General features: G+C 72.7%; 24 protein-coding genes. 14 read left to right on the forward strand and 10 right to left on the reverse strand.

Going from position 1 to position 25,878, the window contains the following annotated elements; genetic code table 11:
- The 5 genes from ACIHEJ_RS03640 to ACIHEJ_RS03660 form a co-directional block, all read left to right on the forward strand.
- The coding region (locus ACIHEJ_RS03640; RefSeq protein ID WP_400131833.1) for an alpha-glucosidase C-terminal domain-containing protein at positions 1 to 492 on the forward strand (492 nt) is incomplete at its 5' end.
- Positions 489 to 2,207 (forward strand): maltose alpha-D-glucosyltransferase, encoded by a 1,719-nt coding sequence (gene treS, locus ACIHEJ_RS03645; RefSeq protein WP_400131835.1) that lies wholly within the window; start codon positions 489 to 491, stop codon positions 2,205 to 2,207. The genes ACIHEJ_RS03640 and treS, both read left to right, overlap by 4 nt.
- Positions 2,208 to 2,238: 31 nt before the next feature.
- Entirely contained in the window at positions 2,239 to 3,603 is a 1,365-nt protein-coding gene (locus tag ACIHEJ_RS03650; protein WP_400131837.1) for a maltokinase, read from the forward strand.
- 2 nt (positions 3,604 to 3,605) lie between these two features.
- Complete coding sequence (gene glgB / locus ACIHEJ_RS03655) at positions 3,606 to 5,807, forward strand: 1,4-alpha-glucan branching enzyme (protein WP_400131839.1); 2,202 nt, start codon at positions 3,606 to 3,608, stop codon at positions 5,805 to 5,807.
- Positions 5,808 to 5,901: 94 nt separating this feature from the next.
- The gene (locus ACIHEJ_RS03660; RefSeq protein WP_400131841.1) at positions 5,902 to 6,990 is read left to right on the forward strand and encodes a glutamate--cysteine ligase; all 1,089 of its coding nucleotides are present in this window, start codon (positions 5,902 to 5,904) and stop codon (positions 6,988 to 6,990) included.
- Positions 6,991 to 6,999: 9 nt separating this feature from the next.
- Here ACIHEJ_RS03660 and ACIHEJ_RS03665 read toward each other — a convergent pair whose 3' ends face one another.
- Positions 7,000 to 7,233 (reverse strand): DUF6480 family protein, encoded by a 234-nt coding sequence (locus ACIHEJ_RS03665; RefSeq protein ID WP_400131843.1) that lies wholly within the window; start codon positions 7,231 to 7,233, stop codon positions 7,000 to 7,002.
- Positions 7,234 to 7,384: 151 nt separating this feature from the next.
- Here ACIHEJ_RS03665 and ACIHEJ_RS03670 point away from each other — a divergent pair, with 151 nt between their 5' ends.
- The 4 genes from ACIHEJ_RS03670 to ACIHEJ_RS03685 all read left to right on the forward strand — a co-directional run bounded on the left by ACIHEJ_RS03670 (position 7,385) and on the right by ACIHEJ_RS03685 (position 13,854).
- Positions 7,385 to 9,283 (forward strand): AMP-dependent synthetase/ligase, encoded by a 1,899-nt coding sequence (locus ACIHEJ_RS03670; RefSeq protein WP_400131845.1) that lies wholly within the window; start codon positions 7,385 to 7,387, stop codon positions 9,281 to 9,283.
- Positions 9,284 to 9,435: 152 nt separating this feature from the next.
- Entirely contained in the window at positions 9,436 to 9,870 is a 435-nt protein-coding gene (locus tag ACIHEJ_RS03675) for an ATP-binding protein (RefSeq protein ID WP_400131847.1), read from the forward strand.
- 221 nt (positions 9,871 to 10,091) lie between these two features.
- Positions 10,092 to 11,465, forward strand: a complete 1,374-nt coding sequence (locus tag ACIHEJ_RS03680; RefSeq protein WP_400131849.1) for an NAD(P)/FAD-dependent oxidoreductase — start codon at positions 10,092 to 10,094, stop codon at positions 11,463 to 11,465.
- 166 nt (positions 11,466 to 11,631) lie between these two features.
- Entirely contained in the window at positions 11,632 to 13,854 is a 2,223-nt protein-coding gene (locus ACIHEJ_RS03685) for an FUSC family protein (protein WP_400131851.1), read from the forward strand.
- A gap of 10 nt (positions 13,855 to 13,864) precedes the next feature.
- On the opposite strand, the gene ACIHEJ_RS03690 is transcribed toward ACIHEJ_RS03685, so the two are convergent.
- Both ACIHEJ_RS03690 and ACIHEJ_RS03695 read right to left on the reverse strand, forming a co-directional pair.
- A complete protein-coding gene (locus ACIHEJ_RS03690) occupies positions 13,865 to 14,713 on the reverse strand; it encodes a SigB/SigF/SigG family RNA polymerase sigma factor (protein WP_400131853.1) in 849 nt (282 codons plus the stop codon).
- Between the two features lie 231 nt (positions 14,714 to 14,944).
- Positions 14,945 to 15,379, reverse strand: coding sequence for an ATP-binding protein (locus tag ACIHEJ_RS03695; protein WP_400131855.1), 435 nt, complete (start codon positions 15,377 to 15,379; stop codon positions 14,945 to 14,947).
- Between the two features lie 127 nt (positions 15,380 to 15,506).
- Here ACIHEJ_RS03695 and ACIHEJ_RS03700 point away from each other — a divergent pair, with 127 nt between their 5' ends.
- The gene (locus ACIHEJ_RS03700) at positions 15,507 to 15,749 is read left to right on the forward strand and encodes a hypothetical protein (RefSeq protein ID WP_400131857.1); all 243 of its coding nucleotides are present in this window, start codon (positions 15,507 to 15,509) and stop codon (positions 15,747 to 15,749) included.
- A gap of 278 nt (positions 15,750 to 16,027) precedes the next feature.
- Positions 16,028 to 16,483: a cyclic nucleotide-binding domain-containing protein gene (locus ACIHEJ_RS03705; protein WP_400131859.1), complete on the forward strand. Its 456-nt coding sequence runs from the start codon at positions 16,028 to 16,030 to the stop codon at positions 16,481 to 16,483.
- 4 nt (positions 16,484 to 16,487) lie between these two features.
- Here the strand turns inward: ACIHEJ_RS03705 and ACIHEJ_RS03710 are convergent, their stop codons facing one another.
- Positions 16,488 to 17,789, reverse strand: coding sequence for an MFS transporter (locus ACIHEJ_RS03710; RefSeq protein ID WP_400131861.1), 1,302 nt, complete (start codon positions 17,787 to 17,789; stop codon positions 16,488 to 16,490).
- Between the two features lie 94 nt (positions 17,790 to 17,883).
- Positions 17,884 to 18,501 (reverse strand): LysE/ArgO family amino acid transporter, encoded by a 618-nt coding sequence (locus ACIHEJ_RS03715; RefSeq protein ID WP_400131863.1) that lies wholly within the window; start codon positions 18,499 to 18,501, stop codon positions 17,884 to 17,886.
- Positions 18,502 to 18,566: 65 nt separating this feature from the next.
- Between ACIHEJ_RS03715 and ACIHEJ_RS03720 the strand changes: the two genes are divergently transcribed.
- Both ACIHEJ_RS03720 and ACIHEJ_RS03725 read left to right on the forward strand, forming a co-directional pair.
- Positions 18,567 to 19,454 carry a LysR family transcriptional regulator ArgP gene (locus ACIHEJ_RS03720; RefSeq protein WP_400131865.1) on the forward strand — a complete coding sequence of 296 codons (888 nt, stop codon included), beginning with the start codon at positions 18,567 to 18,569 and terminating at the stop codon, positions 19,452 to 19,454.
- Between the two features lie 324 nt (positions 19,455 to 19,778).
- Positions 19,779 to 20,030: a WhiB family transcriptional regulator gene (locus ACIHEJ_RS03725; RefSeq protein WP_400131867.1), complete on the forward strand. Its 252-nt coding sequence runs from the start codon at positions 19,779 to 19,781 to the stop codon at positions 20,028 to 20,030.
- 21 nt (positions 20,031 to 20,051) lie between these two features.
- Here ACIHEJ_RS03725 and ACIHEJ_RS03730 read toward each other — a convergent pair whose 3' ends face one another.
- The 5 genes from ACIHEJ_RS03730 to ACIHEJ_RS03750 form a co-directional block, all read right to left on the reverse strand.
- Positions 20,052 to 20,501: a DUF6098 family protein gene (locus tag ACIHEJ_RS03730; RefSeq protein WP_400131869.1), complete on the reverse strand. Its 450-nt coding sequence runs from the start codon at positions 20,499 to 20,501 to the stop codon at positions 20,052 to 20,054.
- A gap of 98 nt (positions 20,502 to 20,599) precedes the next feature.
- Positions 20,600 to 22,435, reverse strand: coding sequence for a sensor histidine kinase (locus ACIHEJ_RS03735; protein ID WP_400131871.1), 1,836 nt, complete (start codon positions 22,433 to 22,435; stop codon positions 20,600 to 20,602).
- Positions 22,432 to 23,139 (reverse strand): response regulator transcription factor, encoded by a 708-nt coding sequence (locus tag ACIHEJ_RS03740; protein ID WP_400131873.1) that lies wholly within the window; start codon positions 23,137 to 23,139, stop codon positions 22,432 to 22,434. Before ACIHEJ_RS03740 ends, ACIHEJ_RS03735 begins: the two co-directional genes overlap by 4 nt.
- Positions 23,140 to 23,159: 20 nt before the next feature.
- Complete coding sequence (locus ACIHEJ_RS03745) at positions 23,160 to 23,894, reverse strand: L,D-transpeptidase family protein (protein ID WP_400131875.1); 735 nt, start codon at positions 23,892 to 23,894, stop codon at positions 23,160 to 23,162.
- A 42-nt stretch (positions 23,895 to 23,936) separates the two neighbouring features.
- On the reverse strand, positions 23,937 to 25,364 hold the full coding sequence (locus ACIHEJ_RS03750; protein WP_400131877.1) for a M1 family metallopeptidase: 1,428 nt from the start codon (positions 25,362 to 25,364) through the stop codon (positions 23,937 to 23,939).
- A 157-nt stretch (positions 25,365 to 25,521) separates the two neighbouring features.
- On the opposite strand from ACIHEJ_RS03750, the gene ACIHEJ_RS03755 reads away from it, so the two are divergent.
- Positions 25,522 to 25,869, forward strand: coding sequence for a DUF488 domain-containing protein (locus ACIHEJ_RS03755; RefSeq protein ID WP_400131879.1), 348 nt, complete (start codon positions 25,522 to 25,524; stop codon positions 25,867 to 25,869).
- Positions 25,870 to 25,878 lie beyond the last annotated feature (9 nt).

Here is a 25,878-nt window from a genome sequence, read left to right on the forward strand (position 1 = left end):
AGCGGCTACGAGCTGTGCGAGAACACCCCGCTGCGCGAGGGCAGCGAGGAGTACCTCGACTCCGAGAAGTACCAACTCCGCCCACGCGACTGGGACAAGGCCGAGCGCGAGGGGCGGACGATCACCCCTCTCATCACCCGGCTCAACACCGTCCGCCGCCGGCACCCTGCGCTACAGCGCCTGCGGAATCTCCGCTTCCACCAGACCGACAACGATGCCGTGCTCGCCTACAGCAAGAGCACGGGAGCGGACACGGTCGTCGTGGTCGTCAACCTCGACCCGCACCACACCCAGGAGGCCACGGTCTCGTTGGACATGCCGCAACTCGGCCTGGACTGGAACGCCACCCTGTCCGTGCACGACGAACTGACGGGTGAGACGTACCACTGGGGCAGGACCAACTACGTGCGTCTGACGCCCGGCAGCGCGCCGGCGCACGTGCTCCACGTCGGGCGATCGACGCCCCAGAACGGAGGGCCCGCAGCCTCATGACCGTGAACGAACCCGTACTGGACACCTTCGAGGACACTCCCGTCAAGGACCGGGACCCGGAGTGGTTCAAACGCGCCGTCTTCTACGAGGTGCTCGTCCGCTCCTTCCAGGACAGCAACGGCGACGGCGTCGGCGACCTGAAGGGCCTGACCGCCAAGCTCGACTATCTGCAGTGGCTCGGCGTGGACTGTCTGTGGCTGCCACCGTTCTTCAAGTCACCGCTGCGGGACGGCGGGTACGACGTCTCCGACTACACCGCCGTACTGCCCGAGTTCGGCGACCTCGCCGACTTCGTGGAGTTCGTCGACGCCGCCCACCAGCGCGGCATGCGCGTGATCATCGACTTCGTCATGAACCACACCAGCGACCAGCACCCGTGGTTCCAGGAGTCCCGCAAGAACCCCGACGGCCCGTACGGGGACTACTACATGTGGGCCGACGACGACAAGCAGTACGAGGACGCGCGGATCATCTTCGTCGACACCGAGGCGTCCAACTGGACCTTCGACCCCGTGCGGGGCCAGTACTACTTCCACCGTTTCTTCTCGCACCAGCCGGACCTCAACTACGAGAACCCGGCCGTGCAGGAGGAGATCCTGGCCGCCCTGCGCTTCTGGCTGGACCTGGGCATCGACGGCTACCGCCTGGACGCGGTCCCCTACCTCTACGCGGAGGAGGGCACCAACTGCGAGAACCTGCCGGCGACCCACGAGTTCCTGAAGCGGGTGCGCAAGGAGATCGACGCGATGTACCCGGACACCGTGCTGCTGGCGGAGGCCAACCAGTGGCCGGAGGACGTCGTCGACTACTTCGGCGACTACGCCTCGGGCGGCGACGAGTGCCACATGGCGTTCCACTTCCCCGTCATGCCGCGCATCTTCATGGCCGTACGGCGGGAATCCCGCTACCCGGTCTCGGAGATCCTCGCCAAGACGCCGGCCATCCCCTCGAACTGCCAGTGGGGCATCTTCCTGCGCAACCACGACGAGCTGACCCTCGAGATGGTCACCGACGAAGAGCGCGACTACATGTGGGCCGAGTACGCGAAGGACCCGCGGATGCGCGCCAACATCGGCATCCGCCGCCGGCTGGCGCCCCTGCTCGACAACGACCGCAACCAGATCGAGCTGTTCACCGCCCTGCTGCTCTCCCTGCCCGGCTCGCCGATCCTCTACTACGGCGACGAGATCGGCATGGGTGACAACATCTGGCTCGGCGACCGCGACGCCGTACGCACCCCCATGCAGTGGACCCCCGACCGCAACGCGGGGTTCTCGACGTGCGATCCGGGACGGCTCTACCTCCCCACGATCATGGACCCGGTCTACGGCTACCAGGTCACCAACGTCGAGGCCTCGATGTCCTCCCCGTCCAGCCTGCTGCACTGGACGCGCCGCATGATCGAGATCCGTAAGCAGAACCCCGCCTTCGGACTGGGCTCGTTCACGGAACTGCAGTCCTCCAACCCGGCGGTGCTCGCCTTCCTGCGCGAGTACGGCGACGACCTGGTGCTGTGCGTGAACAACTTCTCCCGCTTCGCCCAGCCCACCGAACTGGACCTGCGGGCCTACGACGGGCGGCATCCGGTCGAGCTGATCGGCGGGGTCCGCTTCCCCGCCATCGGTGAACTGCCCTACTTGCTGACCCTGCAGGGCCACGGCTTCTACTGGTTCCGGCTCACCCGAGTCGCATCCCGCATCGGCCGCCGCCGCTGAGCACACGGCGCCGAGGAAAGGACGCGTCACCATGCCGAAGACCATCACGGTCCGACCCAGAACGGCGGCCGGCCTCGACGGGCCACTGACGTCCCTGGGCGGGCTGCTGCGCGAATGGCTGCCGAGGCAACGCTGGTTCGCGGGCAAGGACCGGCCCGTCACCGATCTGTCGGTGCTGTCCGTGACCGAGCTGTTCCCGGGGTGTCTGCACCTGCTGGTGCACGCCTCGCACGCGCCGGTGCCCACCCCCGGCGGCACCTCCCTGCCCGGCGACTGCTACCAGCTGCTGCTGGGCCTGCGCGCGCATCACGCCCCGCGCCTGGAGCGGGCGTTCATCGGACGTGCCGTGGAGGGGCCACTGGCCGGGCTCATGGTCTACGACGCGTTGCACGACCCGCGCTCGGCCCATCTGCTGCTGGAGCGGCTGCGCCAACCGGGCGCGTCGGGGCCGCTGCGGTTCGAGGCGGACCCGGCCGCGCAGGTGCCCGGGGGGCTGCCGCCACGGCTGCTGGACGCCGAGCAGTCCAACACCTCGATCGTGTACGGCGACGCGTACATCCTGAAGCTGTTCCGCCGGATCCAGCCGGGGGTCAATCCGGACCTGGAGGTGTCCGCGGCACTGGCCGAGCAGGGGTGCACCCGGGTGCCCGCACCGGTGGCCTGGTTCGGTACGACCGCTCCGCGCCCGGCCACGCTCGGAGTGCTGCAGCCGTTCCTGCCGGACGCGACCGACGGCTGGACGCTGGCGCAGCGGGCTCTCGCGGCGGGCGACGACTTCACCGCCGAGGCCCGTGAGCTGGGCCGGGCCATGGCCGAGGTGCACCTGGCGCTGGCCGAGGCGCTTCCGTCGGCCGGGCCGGGCGAACACGGCCGTACCGCGCAGGAGATGTGCGCACGGCTGGAGGCCGCCGCGCACGCCGTGCCGGGGCTGCGGCCCTACGTGCCGGGGCTCCGGGCGGCGTACGCGGCGCTCGCCACGTGCGACGCCGGGCCGCCCGCCCAGCGCATCCACGGCGATCTGCACCTCGGGCAGGTGCTGCGGGCCGGCCGTGACTGGTTCGTCATCGACTTCGAGGGCGAGCCGTCCCGGCCGCTCGCCGAGCGGCGGGCCCCGCAGTCCCCGGTGCGGGACGTGGCGGGCATGCTGCGCTCCTTCGACTACGCGGCCCGGCAGCGCCGCCCCTGGCGACCCGAGTGGGCGCGCCGCTGCCGGGAGGCGTTCTGCGCGGGCTACGCGGCCCGCGCGGGCTGGGATCCCCGTAAGAAGCACGCGCTGCTGCGCGCGCACGAAACCGACAGGGCGGTGTACGAGGTGCTGTACGAGGCGAGACACCGGCCGGACTGGCTGCCTGTTCCGATGGCCGCGATCAAGCGGCTCGCCGTGTGGGGAGGCTGACGATGGCACTGCGCGACACCACGATTCCGGAGTCCGCGGGTCCCGCGCCGGCCACGGCCGTGCCGCTGGACCCCGCCGACCGCGACCGCCTGCTCGGCGGCGCGCACCACGATCCGCATGCCCTGCTGGGCGCCCATCCGGTGCCGGGCGGCACGCTGTTCAGGGCGCTGCGCCCCAACGCCCGTGCGGTGAGCGTCGTGGTCGAGGGCGTGCGCACGCCGCTCCGGTCGGAGGGCGGCGGTCTCTTCGCCGCCGTCCTGCCGTACCCGGAGATCCCGTCGTACACGCTGCTGGTGGCGTACGACGACGGGGAGCAGGAGGTGCACGATCCGTACCGCTTCCTGCCCGCGCTGGGCGAGCTGGACCTGCATCTGGTCCGGGAGGGCCGGCACGAGCAGCTGTGGCGGGCGCTCGGATCCGAGCCGATGACCCACCAGGGCGTGGCCGGCACCCGCTTCACCGTCTGGGCACCGAACGCCCAGGGGGTGCGGGTGGCCGGGGACTTCACGTTCTGGGACGGCACCCAGTACCCGATGCGCTCGCTGGGCGCCTCGGGGGTGTGGGAGCTGTTCCTGCCCGGGATCGGCGAGGGCACCCGGTACAAGTTCGAGATCACGTCCCGGTACGGCCACCGGTTCCTCAAGGCCGACCCGATGGCGCGGCGCACGGAGACGCCGCCGGACACGGCGTCGGTCGTCACGGCGTCGGCGTACGAGTGGGACGACGCGGAGTGGATGGCGCACCGCGGTGACACGCCCGTGCACCAGGCGCCGTTCTCCGTGTACGAGGTGCATCTGCCGTCCTGGAGGCCGGGCCTGTCCTACCGCATGCTGGCGGAGGAACTGCCCGCGTACGTCAAGGAGATGGGCTTCACGCACATCGAGCTGATGCCGGTCGCCGGGCACCCGTTCAGCGGTTCCTGGGGTTATCAGGTCACCTCCTACTACGCGCCCACGCCCCGGCTCGGCTCGCCGGACGACTTCCGGTACTTCGTGGACGCCTGCCACCGGGCCGGCCTCGGCGTGATCATGGACTGGGTGCCGGCGCACTTCCCCAAGGACGACTGGGCGCTGGCCCGGTTCGACGGGGATCCGCTGTACGAGCCCGGGGACGACCGGCGGGCGGAGCATCCGGACTGGGGGACGTACGAGTTCGACTTCGGGCGGACCGAGGTACGCAACTTCCTGGTGGCCAACGCCGTCTACTGGTGCGAGGAGTTCCACATCGACGGGCTGCGCGTGGACGCCGTCGCCTCGATGCTCTACCTCGACTACTCGCGCGACTCCGGCCAGTGGGAGCCGAACGTGTTCGGCGGGCGGGAGGACCTGGACGCGGTGGCCTTCCTGCAGGAGATGAACGCCACCGTCTACCGGCGCTGCCCGGGCGTGGTCACCATCGCCGAGGAGTCCACCGCCTGGGACGGGGTGACCCGGCCGACGGACAGCGGCGGGCTCGGCTTCGGGCTGAAGTGGAACATGGGCTGGATGCACGACTCGCTGCAGTACATCCAGAAGGAGCCGGTGCACCGCAAGTACCACCACAACGAGATGACCTTCTCGATGGTGTACGCCTACAGCGAGAACTTCGTCCTGCCGATCTCGCACGACGAGGTGGTGCACGGCAAGCAGGCGCTGGTGTCGAAGATGCCGGGCGACTGGTGGCAGCGGCGTGCGAACCACCGTGCCTATCTGGGCTTCATGTGGGCCCACCCGGGCAAGCAGCTCCTCTTCATGGGGCAGGAGATCGCCCAGGGTGCCGAGTGGTCCGAGGCGCACGGCCCCGAGTGGTGGCTGCTCGACGACGACTACGCCTCCGCCGGTGATCACCGTGGTGTGCAGCGTCTGGTGCGGGACCTGAACGTCCTGTACCGGGCGACCCCGGCCCTGTGGCAGCGGGACACCGACCCGGGCGGTTTCCGGTGGGTGCTGTGCGACGCGGCGGACGACAACGTCTTCGCGTTCCTGCGGTTCGCCGCGGACGGTTCGCCGCTGCTGGCGGTGTCCAACTTCTCCCCCGTGGTGCGGCACGACTACCGGCTGTGGGTGCCGGACGGCGTGCCGGCCTGGCAGGAGGCGCTGAACACGGACGACGTCCGCTACGGCGGCAGCGGGGTCACCACCGAGGGGCCGGCCGAGCCCGAGGACGGGTTCCTGAGTCTCACCCTGCCGCCGCTCGCCACGCTGTTCCTGACCCCTGAGCACTGAAAGCCGCAGGTGTCGGCGGCCGTCCCGGGGGCAGTCGGGGTCGTACAGGACCACGACTGCCCCCGAGGCACGGACAGAAGAAGGGCGGCTTCCCGTGCGCACCGTCGGAGTGGAGGAGGAACTCCTTCTGGTCGACCCGGCCAGTGGCGACCCGAAGGCGCTGGCCGCGGCCGTGCTCGCCCGTGCCGCCCATGAGGATCCCGGGCAGGACGTGTTCGAGAAGGAGCTGTTCGGGCAGATGCTGGAGTTCGCCACGCATCCGCAGTCGGACATGGCGGACCTCGGCGCGGAGATCGTGCGCTGCCGCAAGGAGGCGGCCGGGTACGCCGGCCGGTTCGGCTGCGCGGTCGCGGCGCTCGCCACGTCCCCGCTGCCCGTCAGCCCCTCCCTGACCGTGAACGACCGGTATCTGTGGCTGGCCGACCGCTACGGCGTCGGCACCCGGGACCAGCTCGTCTGCGGCTGTCATGTGCATGTTTCGGTGGAGTCCGACGAGGAGGGCGTCGCGGTCCTCGACCGGCTCCGCCCGTGGCTGCCCGTGCTGGTCGCGATCAGCGCCAACTCACCGTTCTGGCAGGGCGGTGACACCGGTTACGCCAGCTACCGCACCCGGGTGTGGGAACGCTGGCCCTCGGCCGGACCGACAGAACTGTTCGAGTCGCCCGAGAGGTACCACCGCCGGGTGAAGGACATGGTGGCCACCGGCGTCATCCTCGACGAGGCGATGGTCTACTTCGACGCGCGCCTGTCCGCCACCTATCCGACGGTCGAGGTGCGGGTGTCGGACGTGTGCCTGTGCGCGGAGACCGCCGTGCTGATCGCCACACTGACGCGCGCCCTGGTGGAGACCGCCGCGCGCGACTGGCGGGCCGGCCGGCCGCCGCTGGACCACGGCGTCAGCATGCTCCGCCTGGCCGCCTGGCAGGCCGCGCGCTCCGGTGTGGACGAGGACCTGCTGGACCCCGTGACGATGCAGCCGAGGCCCGCCCGGGAGGTCCTGTGGTCGCTGCTGGAACACGCCGGGGACGCGCTCACCGACACCGGCGACGCGACCCAGGCCGAACAGGGCCTCGCCACCCTGCTGAGCCGGGGCAACGGCGCACGGGAGCAGCGCACGATGCGGGAGCGCACCGGCAGCCTGCGGGAGGTCGTCACCGAGTGCGTGCACCGCACGCAGGGGTGAGCGACGGCGTCACAGGATCAGGGCCAGGGCGTAGGCCAGGAAAAAGGCCGCGATCAGCACGACGAGGACCAGGATCAGCGTCAGCGGCGCCTTGGCCCAGCCTCTGCGCTGGACGTGCGGCTCCCGGGGCCCTGCCTCGGGCATGCTGCTCTCGGCCGGCGGGGTCTCGCCGGGCGGGACTCCACCTCCGGGCTCCAGCCCTGTGGTGCGTTCGGGTTCCGGATCGGGGTTCACATGACTCATGTCTGCCGAGTCCCCAGGACACGCCCACATCATCAGCCGATCACGACTTCACCGTAACGGGCACCGAACGCTGCCTCCTGGGCTAGATTCGAGCACCGCCGACACCGAGCCGGTCGGCGGAGTGACCCTCCGTACACCCCGGGAGCAGTGCATGCGGGACGTCGCCCTCGCTCCAGCCGTTACCCCGCCGCTCACCGGCGGCCTCGCCGACAGTGTCTTCGACACGGCGGACCTGAGCCCCACCCTGCCCCTTCTCGCACGCCGCGCCGATCCCGCCGCCGCCCGGTGGGAGGAGGTGACGGCGGTCGAGGTGCGGGACGAGGTGGTCGACCTGGCCAAGGGGTTGGTCGCCGCCGGGATCTCGCCCGGCCACCGGGTGGCCCTGATGGCCCGCACCCGCTACGAGTGGACGGTGCTCGCCCACGCGCTGTGGGCCGTGGGCGCCGAGGTCGTCCCCATCCATCCGGCCGCCTCGCGCGACCAGGTCGAGTGGATCCTGCGGGACGCCGGCTGCGTGGCCGTCGTCGTCGAGGACGAGCAGGGCGCCATGACCGTCGGCACGGTGTGCGCCGGGCTGCCGCGGCTGCGCCACGTCTGGCAGCTGGACGCGGACGCGCTGTCCGAGCTCGCGGCGCGGGGCGCGGACGTGCCGTACACCACCGTGGAGTCGCTGCGCCGGATCGTGCTGCCGGACGCCACGGCGGCCGTCGTCTACACCTCCGGCACCTCGGGCCGCCCCCAGGGCTGCGCCCTGAGCCACCGGGGCCTGGCCTATCCCTGCGACACCCTGCTCGCGGGCTGGGGCCACACGGCGGCGCCCCCCGGCGAGCGCCCGTCCGTGCTGGCCTGTCTGCCGTTCTCCCACGTCTACGGTTTGATGATCATGCTGACGTGTGTGCGCGGCGGGGTCCTGATGGGGCACGAGCCGGAGCTGACCGAGGCGTCGCTGGCGTCGGCGCTGAGCACGTTCCGGCCGACGTATCTGTACGGCGTTCCCTCGGTGTTCGAGAAGCTCTACAAGAAGTTCTGGCGCACCGCGGACGAGGCGGGCCGGGGCGCCCTGTTCGAGCGGGCCGCGCAGACCGCGCGGGACTTCGCCGGGGCCGAGGAGCGCCGGCGGCTGGGCGCCGGGCCTGGGCCGGGGCTGGAGCTCAGGCTGCAGCACGCCCTGTACGAGCGGACGGTGTACCGCAGGCTGCGGGCGGCGCTCGGCGGCCGGGTGGTGCGCGGCACCTCCGGCGGTTCCTCGCTCAGCCGTGAACTGAGCCTGTTCTACGAGGGCATCGGGCTGTACATCCACGACGGGTACGGCCTCACCGAGACCTCCGGCGGGATCACCATGCAGCCGCTCGGCCGGGAGAAGTCCGGGACCGTGGGCCGCCCGCTGCCGGGCACCGAGGTGCTGGTGGCCGACGACGGGGAGATCCTGGTGCGCGGGCCGTCGGTGTTCCAGGGCTACGTCGGTGACGAGCCGGCGACCCGGGCCGCGCTGCGCGGCGGCTGGCTGGCCACCGGGGACATCGGGCGGCTGGACTCCGAGGGCTATCTGACGATCACCGGCCGGAAGAAGGACATCATCGTCACCAGCGGCGGCAAGAGCGTCGCCCCGGCCCCGCTGGAGCAGCGGCTGCGCCTGCACCCGCTGGTCCACCAGGCGGTCGTCATCGGCGACGACCGGCCCTGTGTCGGCGCGCTGATCACGCTGGACCCGGAGTTCCTCGCGCACTGGCGGGCCGCCCTCACCGTGCAGGGCGACATCCCCGGCCGGGAGACGCGCGAGGAGTACGCCCTGCGGGAGGAGATCGCGCGGGCCGTGGCCTCCGCCAACAGCGCCGTGTCCCGCGCGGAGTCGATCAGGGTCTACCGTGTCCTCCAGGAATCCTTCGCGCCGCACAACGGACTGCTCACGCCGTCGATGAAGCTGCGCCGGGACGCGATCGTGCGGCACTACGCCGCGGAGATCGACGCCATGTATCTGGCGCGTTCCCGGGCGGGGCGGGGTCCGCAGGAGCCGGCCGACTGGGATGAGCCGGACGACGTCTTCCGCTGAGGAGGTGTACTCGCACCGAGGCCCGGGCAGGGGCGGACGGATAGCCTGCCCGGCGGTGGGAACCCGCAGCGCAGGGAGAGACCGGCGACTACGACCGTTCCGCCGGCAGGGGCCGCACCGGGCCTCCGGCCGGCCGGAACCGGGGAAGCGAGATGGCGACGGAGCCGCGTTGGGACGACACACCGCCCGCGGAGGACAGGAACGAGCGGACGTTCTCCTTCCCGGGTGAGCTGCGCAACGTCACGGAGGCGCGGCTCGCCGCGGAGGACTTCCTGTGCGACCTCGCCCGGGTCGCGCCGCCGGGTGCGCACGAGTACTGGGACGACATCCTGCTGGTGGTGACGGAACTGGCCGCCAATGTGATCCAGTACGCGCCCGGGCCGTTCGACCTGCGGATGCGCCGCACCTTCGACGGGGTGCACGTGACGATGCGGGACACGAACACGGCCAAGCCGGAGCCGCGCCCCTTCCATCCGCGCACGGGCGGTGGCGGCATCGGCTGGCACCTGGTGCACACGCTGTGCACCCAGGTCAGCGTCGTGGTCCACGACAACGGCAAGGACATCCACGTCTTCCTGCCCTGGTGACGACGCGCCGGGGCGCGGACCGCTGCGCGGGTACGACGTGTATCCGTGCGACAACCGGTTACTCCCTCCCAGCGGGGGGCATGCTGGTGCTCACGCGTTCGTCTGCCTGCCGCACCCAGCTGGCGGGACGGCACGGGGCACGCTGGGATCGGCGTTGGTGCGCAGCGATCCAGGGCATGCGAACGGCGTCCGAGTCGGACCGCCTGGAGCCGCAGAAAGGGATGGACACCGTGACACGACCCAGGATCCTGGTGGTAGGCGCAGGCTTCGCCGGAGTCGAGTGCGTCCGCCGCCTGGAGCGCAAACTCGCCCCCGACGAGGCCGACGTCACCCTGGTGACGCCGTTCTCCTACCAGCTCTACCTGCCACTGCTGCCCCAGGTCGCCTCCGGCGTGCTCACGCCGCAGTCGATCGCCCTGTCCCTGCGCCGCAGCAGCAAGTACCGCACCCGGATCATCCCGGGCGGCGCGATCGGGGTGGACCTGAAGGCCAAGGTGTGCGTCATCCGCACCATCACCGACAAGATCGTCAACGAGTCGTACGACTACATCGTGCTGGCGCCCGGCAGTGTGACCCGCACCTTCGACATCCCGGGGCTGACCGAGCACGCCTTCGGGATGAAGACCCTCGCCGAGGCCGCCTACATCCGCGACCACGTCATCTCGCAGCTCGACCTGGCGGACGCCAGTGACGACCCGGCCGAGCGGGCCGCGCGGCTGCAGTTCGTGGTGGTCGGCGGCGGGTACGCCGGCACCGAGACCGCGGCCTGCCTGCAGCGGCTCACGCACGCCGCCGTCCGGCGCTATCCGCGGCTGGACCCGGGCCTGATCAAGTGGCACCTGATCGACATCGCGCCCAAGCTCATGCCGGAGCTGGGCGAGAAGCTCGGCCGCAGTGCGCAGGAGATCCTGAAGCGGCGCGGGGTCGACGTCTCGCTCGGGGTGTCGATCGACAAGGCAGGTGCGGAGGAGGTCACCTTCACCGACGGCCGGGTGGTGCCGACGCACACCCTGATCTGGACGGCCGGTGTGGTCGCCAGCCCGCTGATCGCCACGCTCGGCGCGGAGACCGTACGGGGCCGGCTGGCCGTCACCGCCGAGATGTGCCTGCCGGGCCACGACGGGGTGTTCGCGCTCGGCGACTCGGCCGCCGTGCCGGATCTGGCCAAGGGCGACGGCGCGGTCTGCCCGCCCACCGCCCAGCACGCCATGCGCCAGGGCAGGCACGTCGCCGAGAACGTCATCGCGACCCTGCGGGGCCAGTCGATGCAGCGCTACGTGCACAAGGACCTCGGGCTCGTCGTCGACCTCGGCGGCAAGGACGCGGTGTCCAAGCCGCTCGGCGTCGAGCTGCGCGGGCTGGCCGCCCAGGCGGTGGCCCGCGGCTACCACTGGTCGGCGCTGCGCACCAACGTGGCCAAGGCGCGGGTGATGACCAACTGGCTGCTGAACGCGGTGGCGGGCGACGATTTCGTCCGCACCGGCTTCCAGGCCCGCAAGCCGGCCCGGCTGAAGGACTTCGAGTACACCGACTCGTACCTGACGCCGGAACAGGTGCGGTCCCACGTGGAGGGGAAGGCGATCGAGAGCTCGTGAGCTGACCCGGATCGCCGAGGACCGCCGATCGCTGTCCAGCGGATCGGCGGTCTTCTGCCGTGACCGGTGCACGCAGCCGGCGTGCGATGCTGGGTCGTAGATCGATTTCTGGCACGGGAGAGAGCACGGCGGCGTGAGGGCAGCGGGACGGTCGGGACGGGTTTGGATGTGGGACCGGCTCGCGGCGTCCGATCCCGGGCTGCTCCGGCTCACGGCGGGACTGCGCACGGTCACCGCCATCGCCCTGACCCTCGCCGTCCTGGCCGTCCTGCGGGTGCCGGTGCCCCAGCTGGTCGCCGGCGCCATGGCGGCGATGGTCGCCACCTTCGCCGTCCGGGAGAAGCAGCGCTCGCGGCAGGCCGTCACGCTGGCCCTCGGTCTGCCCGTGGCGCTGGCCTCGCTGTCGCTGGGGGCGTTGCTCAACCAGCGGGTCGTCGCCGGGGACCTGTTCTTCGTCGCCCTCATCTCCTGCGCCGTCTACGGCCGCCGGTTCGGGGACCGCGGTACGGCGCTGGGGCTGATCGGATTCCAGATCTACTTCCTCTCCCTGTTCGTGCACGCGACGACCGGCACGCTGCCCGCCCTGTACGGCGTCCTGTGCGTGGCCTTCGCGTGCAGCGCCGCCGCCCGTTTCGTGCTGCTTCCGCAGACCCCGGCGGGCACCCTGGACCGGCTGCGGCGGGCCTTCCGTGCCCGCCTCGGGCAGCTGATCGCCACGCAGGCCGAGCTGCTGGACGCCGGGCCGGACGACGTGGAGAAGGTCCTCGAGGAGCTGCGCACCGGTACCGCGCGGCTGCACGAGACGGCGCTGATGATCCAGGGCCGGCTGGAGGACGGCACCTCCGACGAGGCGGTGGCCCGCCTGCTGCAGCGCCGGATCGCGGACGCCGAGATCACCGCGGAGCGGCTGGGCCTGCTGCTGCTCACCGCGCGCAGCGCCCAGCGGACCGACACCCTCACCCTGCACCTGCCCGGCGCGCCGCTGCCCTCGGGCGGTGAGCTGCCGGTGCGGGACGACGCGACGGCCGCGCTGCGCCGGGACCTGCGGGCGCTGCGGCTGCTGGCGCTGCGGCCGTCCCGGGAGGCGCCGGGGACCGCGCTCGCCCACGTCCGCAACCGGCTGCTGGGCTACCGCGACGAGGAGAACCTGCCCGAGGCGTCCCCGGCCGTGCAGGACGTCTTCCGTGGCCTCGGCGAGGCCGCCCGGGCGGCGCTGGGGCTGCGGCTCGCGCTCGACGGGCCGCAGGACGAGTCCGCGGACAGCCCGGCGACCACCCGCTCGCGCGAGGAGCTGGACGCGGAGGACGCCGCGATCGAGGCGGGTGAGGAGAGCGAGCCGGAGCAGCCGGAGCCGTCCGGACTGCGCCGGCCCACCACTCGGGCCGCCGTCCAGGTGGCCGTCGGCTCCTCGCTGGCCATCGCCGGCGGCGAGCTGCTGTCCAGCCAGCGCTGGTACTGGGCGGTGCTGACCTGCTGGATCGTTTTCCTCAACACCGCCTCCACCGGCGAGATCCTGGTGAAGGGCTACCGCCGGCTGCTGGGCACGGTGCTCGGTGTCGTGGCCGGCATCGGGCTCGCCGGGCTGGTCGGGCACCACACGTGGACGGCGTTCGGCCTGGTGCTCGTGCTCATCTTCGCGATGTTCTACACCGCGCCCCTGTCGTACACGCTGATGTCCTTCTTCGTGACGGCGATGCTCGGGCTGCTGTACACGCTGCTGAACACCTACAGCATGGATGTGCTGGTGCTGCGGGTGGAGGAGACGGCGCTCGGCGCGGCCTGCGGGGTGATCGCGGCGGCGGTGGTGCTGCCGATCCACACCGACCGCCGTACCAACGACCTGCTGGTCGCCACCCTCGGCCGGCTCGCGGACGTCACCCGGGGCGCGGTCGACCAGTTGAGCGGTGGTGCGGGCGCCGATCTGATGGAGCGGGCGCGCGATCTGGACCAGGCACTGGCCGATCTGCGCGGGGCCACCCAGCCGCTGACCCATCCGATCACCCCGCTGCGCTCACGGCGGGACACCGCCCGGTACGTGGTGGCGCTGCTGGAGACGTGCGCGTACCACGCGCGGTCCCTCGCGGCCACGGCCGAGCTGCTGCCCACGCATCCGGCGATCGCGGCGGACCCGCGGCTGCGCGGCGTCTGCGGGCGGATCGTGCACAACATCGACGCGATCGCCGCGCACGTCGCCGACCCGAGGTCCGAGGCGGAGATCGAGTCCGGCTCCAGCATCGCCTCGATGCTGGAGCCGGGAACCCTGCGCACCCCGCGCTACGGCCGGGTCACCGACCGGGTGCTGCGTCATCTGCAGCGCCTGGACGAGGCGGTCTCCGGCCTGGCCCCGCCGCTGGGGGTGGCCGGCGGGCCGGCGCAGCCGAAGCGGTGACGGCGCGGGGTCAGGCCGGGCCGTTGCCGGTGGGGCGGCGGCCGAGGACCTCCTCGCGGACGCGGGCGCAGCTGCGGCTGATCAGCCGGGAGACGTGCATCTGGGAGATGCCCAGCTGGTCGGCGATGCGGCTCTGCGTCATGTCCTCGAAGAACCGCATGTAGAGAATGGCCCGCTCCCGCTCGGGCAGCCGGCGCAGCCCCTCCTTGGCGGCCTCGCGGTCCACCACGACGTCGAAGGAGGCGTCGGCCGCGCCGAGCGTGTCGGCGAGGCTGTAGCCGTCGTCGCCGCTGGACAGTTCGGCGTCCAGGGACAGGGTGCTGAAGCTCTCCAGCGCCTCCATGCCCGCGGTGACGTCCTCCTCCGACAGGCCGGTGTGGGCGGCGACGGCGGCGACGGTGGGTTCGGGGCTGCCCGGGTGCTGGGTGAGCTCCCGGCGGGCCACCCGCACCCGGTTGCGCAGTTCCTGGACCCGGCGGGGCACCCTCAGGGCCCACATCCGGTCCCGGAAGTGCCGCTTGACCTCGCCGGTGATGGTGGGCACTGCATAGCTCTCGAAGGCCCCCCGGGACGGGTCGAACCGGTCGATGGCCTTCACCAGCCCGAGGGCCGCCACCTGGCGCAGGTCCTCGACGGACTCGCCGCGGTCGCGGAAGCGGCCGGCGATCCGGTGGGCCATCGGCAGCCAGGCGGTAACGAGTTCGTCCCGCACGGCGTCGCGCTCGGGGCCCTCGTCGAGCTCCGCCAGCCGGGCGAAGAGCTCCGCGGTCTCGGGGGCGTCGTCGTGGGCCCGCCGGGTCGGTCCGCCGGCGGCGGAGGCCTGCGTGCCGGGACGGCTTGTCGACATGTCGGTCAGCATGCGGAATCGCTCCTGAACGAGGTTTCAGGGCATGGCCGGGAATGGGCGTTCCGACCTGGGCCCGAACGGTGGTGTCAGGGTTCGCCGCGGGTCAGACGCCCGGCCCGTCAGAGGGGCCCAGGCAGTCGGGGTGTCCCCGCTGGGCGCGCGCCTCCGGTCCGAAGCACGAGATTCCGTCTGCCCCCCGACCCTGTGGGCAAACGCCGGTACGGCGGAACTTACGCACCCGCTTCAGTGCAGCGGCACGACGGCCGTGATGCGCTTGCCGCCGCACGGCAGTTCCGCCACCCTGACGTCCCGCGCCAGCCGGCACACGATGGGCCAGCCACGGCCGTGCGGCCGGAACCGTCCGCGCTCGTCCACGGGCGGAGCCGTCACGGGGACCTCGTCGCTGCGGTCGCTCACCGACACCCGCACGCCACCGGAGTCGACGTCGACGTCGAAGCCGGTGATGCCGCCGCCGTGCAGGATCGCGTTGGTGGTGAGTTCCGAGGTGACGAGGAGGATGTCCTCCATGGCCTCGGCATCGCAGCACAGGGAGCGGGCCCGGCACCCCTCGTTCACCGCGCGCCGCACCGCTCTGCGGGCGTCGGCAGGCCGGCCCGGCAGTCGGCGCGGTGGCCGCGGTGCCGCGGAGGAACTGGTTTGGTGCTTGCTGTCGAGCATCCTCTTCCTCCCCTGAGCGGTGCCCGGAACGGTGATGTCTCTCACTGTCCGGCTGACCTATGGCGGCGCGGTCAAACACACTCGGTGCCGCTGTCATCACGTCGGGCAGGCCGGGTACCCGTGAGCCATGACGGATGTGGTGGACGCGGACGAGTTGTTGCGGCGCATGCAGCGGGGCCGGGAGCACGCGGCCGAGGCGGAGCGGTCCTGGCGGGAGCGCGCCCAGAGCCTGACGGCGACGGATCCGGACGGCGCGCGGGAGGCGGCGGTCCGGGCGCAGGCCTACGAAGCGGTGCTGCGGGTTCTGGAGGAGATCGTCGATCCGGGCGGGCGGCCGGGGACCGCGGGCGGGGTGAAACAGGTCACGTGACCCGGTTCTGGGTACCGGATAGCGCGGCAGATGATTTATCGTTCATACACACGTGGTGCGAGAGCGGCCCGGAACCGTCCTTCCTCCCGCCCGCATCACCGCGAACGGCCCTGGCTGGCTTCCCCCGTCCAGCCAGGGCTTTTTCCTGCCCGCAGACAGGTCGGATCAGGTGAGACAGGGCAGAAACCCGTGTCCTTCGAGGTGCTCGGCACGGCGCCAGGGGCTGAAATGGGCTTAGGGAAAGCACCCGCACCCCCGCCGGCGAGGAGCCCCGCGCCATGACCAAAGCGATCAAACTGCTCACCGCCCTGCCGCAAGCCCAGCGCGAGCGGCTGATGGAGCTGGCCAAGGAGATCTCCTTCCCGGAGGACAGCCGCATCTTCGAGGCGGGCGGCGCCGCGGACCGGTTCTGGGTGATCCGCTCCGGCGCCGTCCACCTGGACCAGCAGGTCACCGCCCGGCAGCGGGTGACCGTGGCCACCCTCGGCGCGGGCGACCTGCTGGGCTGGTCCTGGCTCTTCCCGCCCTACCAGTGGGACTTCGGCGCGGTCGCCTTCAGCAACGTACGGGCCTACGAGTTCGACGGGCCGTCCGTGCTCGCGCTGTGTGTGGAGGATCCGCTGCTCGGGCTGTCGCTGGTGCGGACGGTGGCGGAGGTCCTCGCCCACCGGCTGGAGACCACCCGCGGCAAACTGATGGACCAGTACACGCTGCGCCGGCGCACCCCGCTGTAGGCGGTCAGACGCGGTAGCGGCGCAACGCCGGCACGGCCCCGGCCAGGGCCAGCATCACGACGACGACCAGCGCGCCGCCGCCCGCCACCGCGGCCCGCGGCCCGAACGCCGAACCGGCCGTGCCGTGCAGCACGTCGGCCAGGCGCGGCCCGCCCGCGACCACCACCGTGAACACGCCCTGCATCCGGCCGCGCATCTCGTCGGTCGCGGCCGACAGCAGGATCGCGCCCCGGAAGACCATCGACACCATGTCGGCGACACCGGCCGCGGCGAGGAAGGCGAGGGCGAGCCAGAGGTTGCCGCTCAGCCCGAACCCGGCGACGGCCACGCCCCAGGCGACGACGGCCCCGATGACCATCCAGCCGTGCCGGCGGGCCCGTGAGAACACGCCGGAGAACAGCCCTCCGAGCACCGCGCCGACCGGGATGCCGGCGAACAGCACGCCGAGCGCGAGCCCCTCGCCCCAGGAGGAGTACGTCTGCGCGGCCAGCTGCGGGAAGAGCGCGCGGGGCATGCCGAACACCATGGCGACGATGTCGGCGAGGAAGGACAGCAGCAGCACCTTGTGCCGGGACATGTAGGCGAAGCCGGCGGCTATCTCCCGGATCCCGGCCCGGCGTGCGGGCCCGTCGCCGAGCGGCGGCAGCGCCGGCAGCCGGAAGACGGCCCACACCGTCACGCACAGCGCCACGGCGTCGATGAGGTACAGCTCGGGCAGCCCGATGACCGGGATGAGCGCACCGGCCAGCAGCGGGCCCGCCACCAGCCCGGTCTGCATCACCGTGGAGCCGAGCGCGTTGGCCGCGGGCAGCTCCTCGGCAGGCACGAGGCGGGCGATGGAGGCGTTGCGCGCCGGGGCGTTGAGGCCGAAGAACGCCTGCTGGAGCGCGAGCAGCAGCATCAGGACGACGACCGAGGCGAGCCCGGCGACCGCCTGCGCGAAGAACAGCAACGAGGTCACCGCGATGCCGGTGTTGGTGAGCAGCAGCAGCTTGCGGCGGTCCATGGTGTCGGCGACCGCCCCGCCCCACAGTGCGAACGCCACCATGGGCACGAGGCCGGCCAGGCTGGCGTAGCCGACCCAGGCCGAGGAGTGCGTGATGTCGTAGATCTGCTTGGGTACGGCGACGGCGGTGAGCTGGCTGCCGACGGAGGTGACGATGGTCGACGACCACAGGCGCCGGTAGGCGGGGATGCGCAGGGGGCGGGTGTCCATCGCCCAGCGGCGCCAGCCGCGCCGGGGCGGGTCCGAGGCCGCCGGCTCGGCGGCCTCGGGCCGGGTGGTGCTGCTCTCGCTCGTGTCCACGGGTGTCCTGTTGCCGATAGAGGTTGCTCGCTACATCTTTTCGATTCGAGAGCCTAACTATCTCAGCATTTCCCGTGCACGCCGAGCCGTCGTCTCAGGATCCGGCGACCAGCGAGGCACCCAGCGCCAGCATGGTGACGGCGACCAGGCCGTCGAGCACGCGCCAGGCACCGGGCCGGGCCAGGTGCCGGCCGAGGAGCCGGGCGCCGAAGCCGAGGGCGGCGAACCAGCACAGGCTGGCGAGCGCGGCACCGAGCCCGAAGGTCCAGCGCAACGGGCCCCGGTCGGCGGCGAGGGAGCCGAGCAGGAACACGGTGTCCAGATAGACGTGCGGGTTGAGCCAGGTCATCGCCAGGCAGGTCAGCACGGCCCGCCTGCGCGAGCCCGTGGCCTCCCCGTCGGTGGCCAGGCCGGTGGCACCGGGCCGCAGGACCCGGCGGGCGGCGAGGGCTCCGTAGCAGAGCAGGAAGGCGCCGCCGACGATCCCGACCGCCCGCACCGTGCCCGGCCAGGCCACCACGACCGCGCCGACCCCGCCGACGCCGAGCGCGATGAGCACCGCGTCGGACAGGGCGCAGATGCCGACGACGGCGAGGACGGCGTCGCGGCGCACCCCCTGCCGCAGGACGAAGGCGTTCTGGGCGCCGATGGCGACGATCAGGGAGAGGCCGGTGCCGAATCCGGCGACCGCGGCGGTAAGGGCGTGGTTCATGCCTCGAACCTAAAAAGCCCGCTTCCGCAAGTACAGCTAAAGTTTCTTACGTATCTTTAGCAGTCGTGATGACGGAACTTCCCCTGGAGCAGGTGCGGACCCTGCTCGCCGTCGTGGACGAGGGCACCTTCGACGCCGCCGCGGCCGCCCTGCACGTGACTCCCTCGGCGGTCAGCCAGCGGGTCAAGGCGCTCGAACAGCGCACCGGCCGGGTGCTGCTGCAGCGGACCAAACCGGTGCGGCCCACCGAGTCGGGCGCGGTGCTGGTGCGGTACGCCCGGCAACTGGCGCAGCTGGAGCGGGACGCCTGGGGCGAGCTGGGGCTGAGCGGCGCCGGAGAGCCGACGCGCGTGCCGGTGGCGGTGAACGCGGACTCGCTGGCGACCTGGTTCCTGCCGGCGCTGACCCGCGTCGCGGGGCTCTGCTTCGAGCTGCACCGGGAGGACGAGGACCACACGGCGGCGCTGCTGCGCGAGGGCCTGGTGATGGCGGCGGTGACCTCCTCGCCCGATCCGGTGCCGGGCTGCACGGTCCGCCCGCTCGGCCGGATGCGCTATCTGCCCGCCGCCGCACCGGAGTTCGCCCGCGCCCAGGTGGGGGGACGGCCGCTCGCCGACGCCCTGACGCAGGTCCCGGTCGTCGTCTTCGACCGCAAGGACGACTTCCAGGACGGCTTCGTGCGCCGGCTGGGCCGTTCCTCCGCCGGTCCGTTCCGGCACTCCGTGCCCACCTCGGAGGGGTTCCTCGACGCGGTCGCCGCGGGACTCGGCTGGGGCATGATCCCGGAGGCCCAGGCCGGTCCGCTGCTGGCGCAGGGCCGGCTGGTGCTGCTCGCCGACGGGCAGTGGATGGACGTCACGCTGTACTGGCAGCAGTGGAGGCTCGACTCCCCCGCGCTGGCGGCGCTCGCCGACGCGGTGACGGCGACGGCGGCGCGGGCGCTGCGCACCTGAGCCCGCGCCGGCCCGGCTCCCGGACGACCCCGGCGCAGTACGGTGGGCCCGCGGCGGCGGCACCCGCGGGCGGCAGGTGCGCGCCCGGACTCCCCGCCGCCGGTGCCCGGCCGGGCACGGGCGTCCGCGTCCCAGCGGCCTTGCGTCCCCGGCCTGTTGAGCGCGTACGGCCCTGCCGCGGGGCCCGCGCCGAGCGTGACCGGATCGCGGTGGTCGCCCGATCCCTGTGCGGTTGCGTTGTTTCACGCCGTCCCCATCGGTCACCCGAAACCGAAGAACGCATTCGACAGGCACGGACGACTCGATCCGACCCAGGAGACTTCCATGCACAACTGGCGCGACCATGCCGCGTGCCGCAGCGAGGACCCCGATCTGTTCTTCCCCATCGGCACCACCGGACCCGCGCAGGTACAGGCCCAGCACGCCAAGGCGGTGTGCGGACGCTGCCCCGTCCGGGAGCAGTGTCTGGACTGGGCGCTGGACACGGGCCAGACCATCGGCATCTGGGGTGGCACGACCGAGCTGGAGCGCCGTGCGCTGCGACGCCGCATGCGTTCCCGGCCGCGCTCCGGGTGACCGCGATCGCGTGGCGGGGGCTCAGCGGCCCCCGCGGCGCAGGGTCCCCCACCTCCGCTCCTGCCGGGCCATCTCGGCCCTGGCCGCGTCGATCACCTCGTCGGCGATCCAGCACAGGGGCTCGACGTCGGCCACGAGCGGTTCGTTGTCGGGGCCCCGGCCCGTCTCCCGGCCCGTGAGGACCCAGGGGCGGACGCCGGGGCCCTTGTCGTGCGGCAGGTGTGCGTAGTCGTACAACCGGCGCGCCACCCACAGCTCCACGGACCGGTCCTCCCACCAGCCCTCGACGTCGAGCGGGTTCGCCGACAGCCCGGGCATCGGCACCCCGGTGAGCTCGTCGGTGCTCGACACTGCGTCAAGGTCGGTGCGGGGCCCCTTGGACCAGCGCACGTACAGCCCCCTGCGCCGTCGCACCAGGCCGGCGACGGCGGCGAGCGTGGACACGAGCGGCAGGTCCTCCGCCGTCCTCATGGCACGACCTCCCTCGGCTGCTCCCCACGGGCGACCGGAGTACCCCACTGCGCGCGACGGGAATCCGGTCGGCGTCGGCGGGGCCGCCGCCACCCCCCTCAGCCGGCGTCGGCGGGCCGCTCGGCCGCCGGGAGCAGCAGCGTGAAGACCGCGCCCGCGCCGGGCTCGCTCGCCGCCTCGGCGCTGCCGCCGTGGGCGGCGAGCAGGTGGCGCACGATGGGCAGACCGAGGCCGCTGCCGCCGGTGCGGCGGCTACGGGACTTCTCCGCGCGCCAGAACCGGTCGAAGACGTGCGGCAGGTCCTCGGCGGCGATGCCCGCCCCCGTGTCGGCGACGGTGAGGACGACGTCGTCGCCGTCCCGGCGGGCCTCGAGGGTGACCGTGCCGTCCGCGGGGGTGTGCCGCAGCGCGTTGGAGACCAGGTTCCCGAGGGCCTGCCGCATCCGCACCGGGTCGGCGTCCAGCCAGACGGCGGGGTCGGCCCCGGTGCGCAGCGCGACCCCGGCCGCGTCGGCGGCGACACGGTGCGCGGCGGCCACCTGGTCGAGCAGGTCGCCGGCGCGCAGCGGCTCGCGGTGCAGGCGCAGGGTTCCGGCGTCGGCCGCGGCGAGGTCCTGGAGGTCGTCGATGATGCGCTGGAGCACCAGCGACTCGTCGTGCAGGGAGGCGAGCAGGGCCGGGTCGGGGTCGACGACGCCGTCCCGGACGACCTCGAGCCAGCCGCGGATGTTGGTGAGCGGGCTGCGCAGCTCGTGCGCGATGTCGCTGACCATCGCCTTGCGCTGGGCCTCCAGTCGTTTCCGGCGTTCGGTCAGGTCGTTGAAGGCCTCGGCGAGGATGCCGGTCTCGTCCCGGGTGGTCACGGGCACGCGCACATGCAGCTCGGGCGGCTGCTGCGCGGCGGCGGTCAGCGCGCGCAGGGGCCGTACCAGCCTCATCGCGACGACGGCGGTCACGGCGACGGTGACGGCGAGAACCAGGCCGGCCGCGCCGACCACCTTGGCCTTGTTGGCCGGGGACATGTCGAAGCGGGAGGGGTTCTGGTCGCCGATGCCGAGGAACAGGTCGGCCACCGGGGCGACGTACGGCTCCAGTTGGGTGCGGCGGGCGGTCAGGACGCAGTGCTGGACGGCGCGCTCGGTGGCGCCGTCTCCCCGTTCGGCGTACTTGGCGAGGAGGTAGCGCCCGTCGAAGGGGTCCTTGCCGCTGGGGTCGAAGGTGAGGAACAGCGGCCCGCCGACGTCCACTCCGGCCTGCCGCAGACAGGGCCGGGCGAGGTCGGTGAGGGTGGCCAGGGCCGTGCGCTCGGTCGGGGTGGGGGTGTTGAGCTCGCCGTCCTCGCACGCCTCGGCACCGTACGAGGCGGGGTCGGAGCCGTCCGGGGTGCTGACGACGGGCCGTCCGCTCGCGGTCCGTACGACGGTGCTCCGGAGGCCGTGGCGCTCGTAGCAGCGCGTGCGCCTGGCGGCGAGCGCGTCCAGCGTGACGCGTTCCTTCGCCGGGAGCCGGTAGGGGCCCACCACGCGCGGGTCGATGCCGCTGAGCTGGGCGCCCGTCTCGGTGTAGGTGTCGGTGCGCAGCGGGTCGACGGCGGCGGCGGCCCGGGGTGGCAGCGGGGTGCCGCGCGGCGCGGAGTCGGCGACCAGGGTGCGGTCGGCGGTGGTCAGGGCGATCCGGCGGCCGGTCCGGGCGGCCAGCTCACGGACGGTGCCGCGGACGCCCGACCAGTCGGAGTGGGTGGCGGCGTAGCCGCTGAGCCGGGCCAGGATGCTGTTGTCGGCGGCGAGGTCCTGGCCCTGCTCCTCCTTCAGGGCGCTGGTGGTGGTGGTCACCGCGAGCCAGGCGGTGGCCGCCACCGAGCAGACGGCGATCAGGGCGGAGACGAACAGCAGCCGGACGAGGAGTCGTTTGCGCAGCGGTATCCGGCGCTTCACGGCCGGGCGCCGCTCAGCTTGTACCCGACGCCGAAGACGGTCAGCAGCCGTTTCGGCCGTCTCGGATCGGCCTCGATCTTGCGGCGCAGGTTCATGATGTGCACGTCGACGGCCCGTTCGGTGGAGGCCCGGTCGAGTCCGCGGGTGCACTGCAGCAGCTGGCGCCGGGTGAACACCCGGTCCGGCTCCCCTGCCATGGTCAGCAGGATCTGGAATTCGGCCGGAGTGCACTCCACGGGTACGCCGTCGCAGCGCACCTCGTACCGTACGGGGTCGACGCTGATCCCTGCGGCCCGCACGGCCGGGTCGTCGTCCCGGGCGCCGACGCCCCGTCCGCTGCGTCTGAGGACCGTGCGGATGCGGGCCATCAGCTCGCGCGGGCTGTACGGCTTGGTCATGTAGTCGTCGGCGCCGAGTTCGAGGCCGAGCAGGACGTCGTCCTCGGCGGAGCGGGCGGTGAGCATGACCACGGGGATCTCCGGGTCCTGCGCACCGGCGCGCAGCGCCCGGCACACGCCGAAACCGTCGATGACCGGGAGCATCAGGTCCAGGACGACGAGGTCGGGCCCGAGTCGGCGGGCGGCGTCGAGCGCCGCCGCGCCGTCGTGCACCACCGTGGCGGTGTGTCCCTCCGCCAGCAGGGTGCGGCGGATCAGTTCGGCCTGCTTCTCGTCGTCCTCGGCGACCAGCACATGTGCGCACACGAGTTCGGATCCTAGGCGGCTCAGCGGGCGAGCCAGTCGGCGTACCCCATGACGACGACCGGGTGCCGGGCCGGGTCGAGGGTGCGCAGGAGGTCCCTCATGTGGGCCTTGGCGACGCTGACGCAGCCGTGCGTGGGGCCGCCGTGGTCGACGTGCAGCCACACTCCCCCGCCCCGGCTCGGGCCGAGGGGCCGGGTCCAGTCCAGGGGTGAGGTGCCGGGCCTGCGGTTGTAGTCGATGGCGATGACGTAGTCGAAGGCCCCGTCAAGGGGTTCGCCCTCGAAGCCGGTGCCGGGCGAGTGGAAGCCGCGGGACCGGTGGTACGGGAGCCTGCTGCCGGGGTCGGGGAGCAGGCCCCCGGCGTCGGAGAGGGTGTAGACGCCGAGCGGGGAACGCAGGTCGCCGCCCATGTGGTGGGGGCTCCAGCCGCGCAGCGCGTTGTGGCCGGGCCAGGCGGCGCCGGCCTGCCAGCCGGTGGCGGTGCGCCGGTGCAGGACGACCGTGCACCGGTCGGAGTCCTTCCCGCGGCCGGTGACGACGACCGCCTGCTCGCAGCGCTCGGGTATCGCCGCCGACCTCGCGGTCCCGAGGCCGGGTATGCCCTGGGGGGCCTGCGGGGCCTCGATCCGGCCGGTGGGGGTGGGCACCGGAGGGGTGGGGGGAGTCCGCCGCTCGGTCGCCTCGGCTCCGCCGCCGCAGCCGGTGAGCAGCAGCGGGGAGGCGAGGAGTGCGACGGCGGTTCTGCGATGGATCATGAAGTCGAGACTGACCGACAGTTGTTTGGAACCGGTCAGGGTTCAGGGGAGGTTCGGCTTGCCTTTGCCGTACAGCCAGGCGTGCAGCAGCGGTTCGAGCCGCTTCCCGGACAGCTGCCCGGCGAGCCGCACGAACTGGGCCGTGGTGCCGTGGCCGCCCTGGTGTCCGGCCGCCCACGCGCGCAGGATCCGGAAGAAGTCCCGGTCGCCGACGGCCCGTCGCAGCTCGTGCAGGGCCATGGCGCCGCGGGCGTAGACGGGTGTGCCGAAGATGCTCCCGCCGCTGCCCGGGTCGCCGGGCGGGTAGGCCCACAGCGGGTCGCCGGCGGGGCGGGCGTAGAGCCCGTCGAAGGCCTTCTGGGCGCTGTCCCCGCCGTGCTGCTCGGCGTAGAGCCACTCGGCGTAGGTGGCGAAGCCCTCGTTGAGCCAGATGTCCTTCCAGGCGGTGAGCGAGACGGAGTCGCCGAACCACTGGTGGGCGCTCTCGTGGACGAGGGTGCCGAGGTCGGGTGCGGAGTCGTACAGCGGCCGGGTCTGGGTCTCCAGTGCGTAGCCGACGCCGGGGGCGTGGTCGACGACGGCCCCGGCTGCCCGGAAGGGGTACGGCCCGAACAGCTTGCTCTCCCAGGCGAGCACGGAGGGGAGCTTCTTCAGCACGGGCGCGGCGGCGCTCGCCTCCCGGGGATCGACGGCGTTGTAGACCTGGACGCCGTCGGGGGTGGTGTACCGCTCGGTCCTGAACTTCCCGACGGTGGCGGTGGCCAGGTAGGCGGCCATCGGCCGGGTCTCGCGCCAGCGGAAGGTGGTACGGCCGTGCGCGGTGCGCCGGCCGAGCAGGACGCCGTTGGCGACGGCGGTGCGTCCCTCGGGGACGGTGATCGTGAAGTCGTACGACGACTTGTCCTTGGGGTGGCTGTTCGCCGGGAACCAGGTCATGGCGCCCTGTGGCTCGCCCGCGACGAACGCGCCGTCGTCGGTGGGGATCCAGCCGTCCGCGGAACCGTCGGGGTCGGTGACCGGCTTCGGGATGCCGTGGTAGGCGACGGTGACGCGGAACTCCCGGCCCGCCCGCAGGGCGCGGCGCGGGGTGACGACGAGTTCCTGGCCGCCCTGCCGGAAGGCCGCCGCGGCGCGGTCGACCCTGACGCCGGTGACCGTCAGGCCGGAGAGGTCGAGGTCGAAGCGGGTGAGCGGCTGCGTGGTGCGGGCCGTGAGGACGGCCCTGCCGTCGAGGCGCCGGGACGCGGTGTCGTATCGCAGGGTCAGGTCGTAGTGGCGGACGTGGTAGCCGCCGTTGCCGCTGAGCGGGAAGTAGGGGTCGCCGGCGCCGGCGGTGCCGGTCGTGCCCGCCGCAGCGGGGCCGGCGGCGCCGATGAGGGCGGCCAGGGCGACGGGGAGGGTGGCGAGGACCGCCTCGCGAGGGAGGACGGCGGTGCGGCGGCGTACGGGCTGTCTGCGGGGTGGCGTCACATGCGCTCCTCGGGGGGTGGCTGATGATCGGCTGGCCGACAGACTAGGCGCGGTACGGGTCGGGCTCACCCCTCCTTCAGGTCAAGTGTCGCGCCCGGGCGGCCGCGGCCCGCCGCAGTAGGCTCGCGACGGAGTCCGCGACGGAAAGGCCCCGACCGTGAGCGTGCGTGTGCGCCGTATCTACGAACCGCCCGAGCCCGACGACGGACTGCGGGTGCTGGTCGACCGGCTGTGGCCGCGGGGGCTCGCGAAGGACGCGGCGCACGTGGACGAGTGGCCCAAGGGGCTCACCCCGTCGACCGAGCTGCGCACCTGGTACCACGCCGGGGGCTCCCACGACGAGTTCCGCAGCCGTTACGAGGCGGAGCTGGACGCCCCCGAGGCCGCCGAGCTCCTCGACGGCCTGCGCTCGGCTGCCCGCGAAGGGAGCGTGACCCTGCTGACGGCGTCGAAGGCACCGGAGCAGAGCCACGCCTCCGTGCTGGCGGAGCTGATCAAGGGCTGAGGTCGATCC

The sequence above is a fragment of the Streptomyces sp. NPDC052301 genome (assembly GCF_044593395.1).
Taxonomy (GTDB): Bacteria; Actinomycetota; Actinomycetes; order Streptomycetales; family Streptomycetaceae; genus Streptomyces.

Bases quoted from the DNA above. Each gene is read 5' to 3' on its own strand.
- glgB (WP_400131839.1), top strand. From the start codon at position 3,606: ATGGCACTGCGCGACACCACGATTCCGGAGTCCGCGGGTCCCGCGCCG.
- treS (WP_400131835.1), top strand. From the start codon at position 489: ATGACCGTGAACGAACCCGTACTGGACACCTTCGAGGACACTCCCGTC.
- ACIHEJ_RS03665 (WP_400131843.1), bottom strand. From the start codon at position 7,233: ATGAGTCATGTGAACCCCGATCCGGAACCCGAACGCACCACAGGGCTG.
- ACIHEJ_RS03695 (WP_400131855.1), bottom strand. From the start codon at position 15,379: ATGCTCGACAGCAAGCACCAAACCAGTTCCTCCGCGGCACCGCGGCCA.
- ACIHEJ_RS03725 (WP_400131867.1), top strand. From the start codon at position 19,779: ATGCACAACTGGCGCGACCATGCCGCGTGCCGCAGCGAGGACCCCGAT.
- ACIHEJ_RS03670 (WP_400131845.1), top strand. From the start codon at position 7,385: ATGCGGGACGTCGCCCTCGCTCCAGCCGTTACCCCGCCGCTCACCGGC.
- ACIHEJ_RS03745 (WP_400131875.1), bottom strand. From the start codon at position 23,894: ATGATCCATCGCAGAACCGCCGTCGCACTCCTCGCCTCCCCGCTGCTG.
- ACIHEJ_RS03730 (WP_400131869.1), bottom strand. From the start codon at position 20,501: ATGAGGACGGCGGAGGACCTGCCGCTCGTGTCCACGCTCGCCGCCGTC.
- ACIHEJ_RS03685 (WP_400131851.1), top strand. From the start codon at position 11,632: ATGTGGGACCGGCTCGCGGCGTCCGATCCCGGGCTGCTCCGGCTCACG.
- ACIHEJ_RS03650 (WP_400131837.1), top strand. From the start codon at position 2,239: ATGCCGAAGACCATCACGGTCCGACCCAGAACGGCGGCCGGCCTCGAC.
- ACIHEJ_RS03715 (WP_400131863.1), bottom strand. From the start codon at position 18,501: ATGAACCACGCCCTTACCGCCGCGGTCGCCGGATTCGGCACCGGCCTC.
- ACIHEJ_RS03705 (WP_400131859.1), top strand. From the start codon at position 16,028: ATGACCAAAGCGATCAAACTGCTCACCGCCCTGCCGCAAGCCCAGCGC.
- ACIHEJ_RS03700 (WP_400131857.1), top strand. From the start codon at position 15,507: ATGACGGATGTGGTGGACGCGGACGAGTTGTTGCGGCGCATGCAGCGG.
- ACIHEJ_RS03680 (WP_400131849.1), top strand. From the start codon at position 10,092: ATGGACACCGTGACACGACCCAGGATCCTGGTGGTAGGCGCAGGCTTC.
- ACIHEJ_RS03675 (WP_400131847.1), top strand. From the start codon at position 9,436: ATGGCGACGGAGCCGCGTTGGGACGACACACCGCCCGCGGAGGACAGG.
- ACIHEJ_RS03690 (WP_400131853.1), bottom strand. From the start codon at position 14,713: ATGCTGACCGACATGTCGACAAGCCGTCCCGGCACGCAGGCCTCCGCC.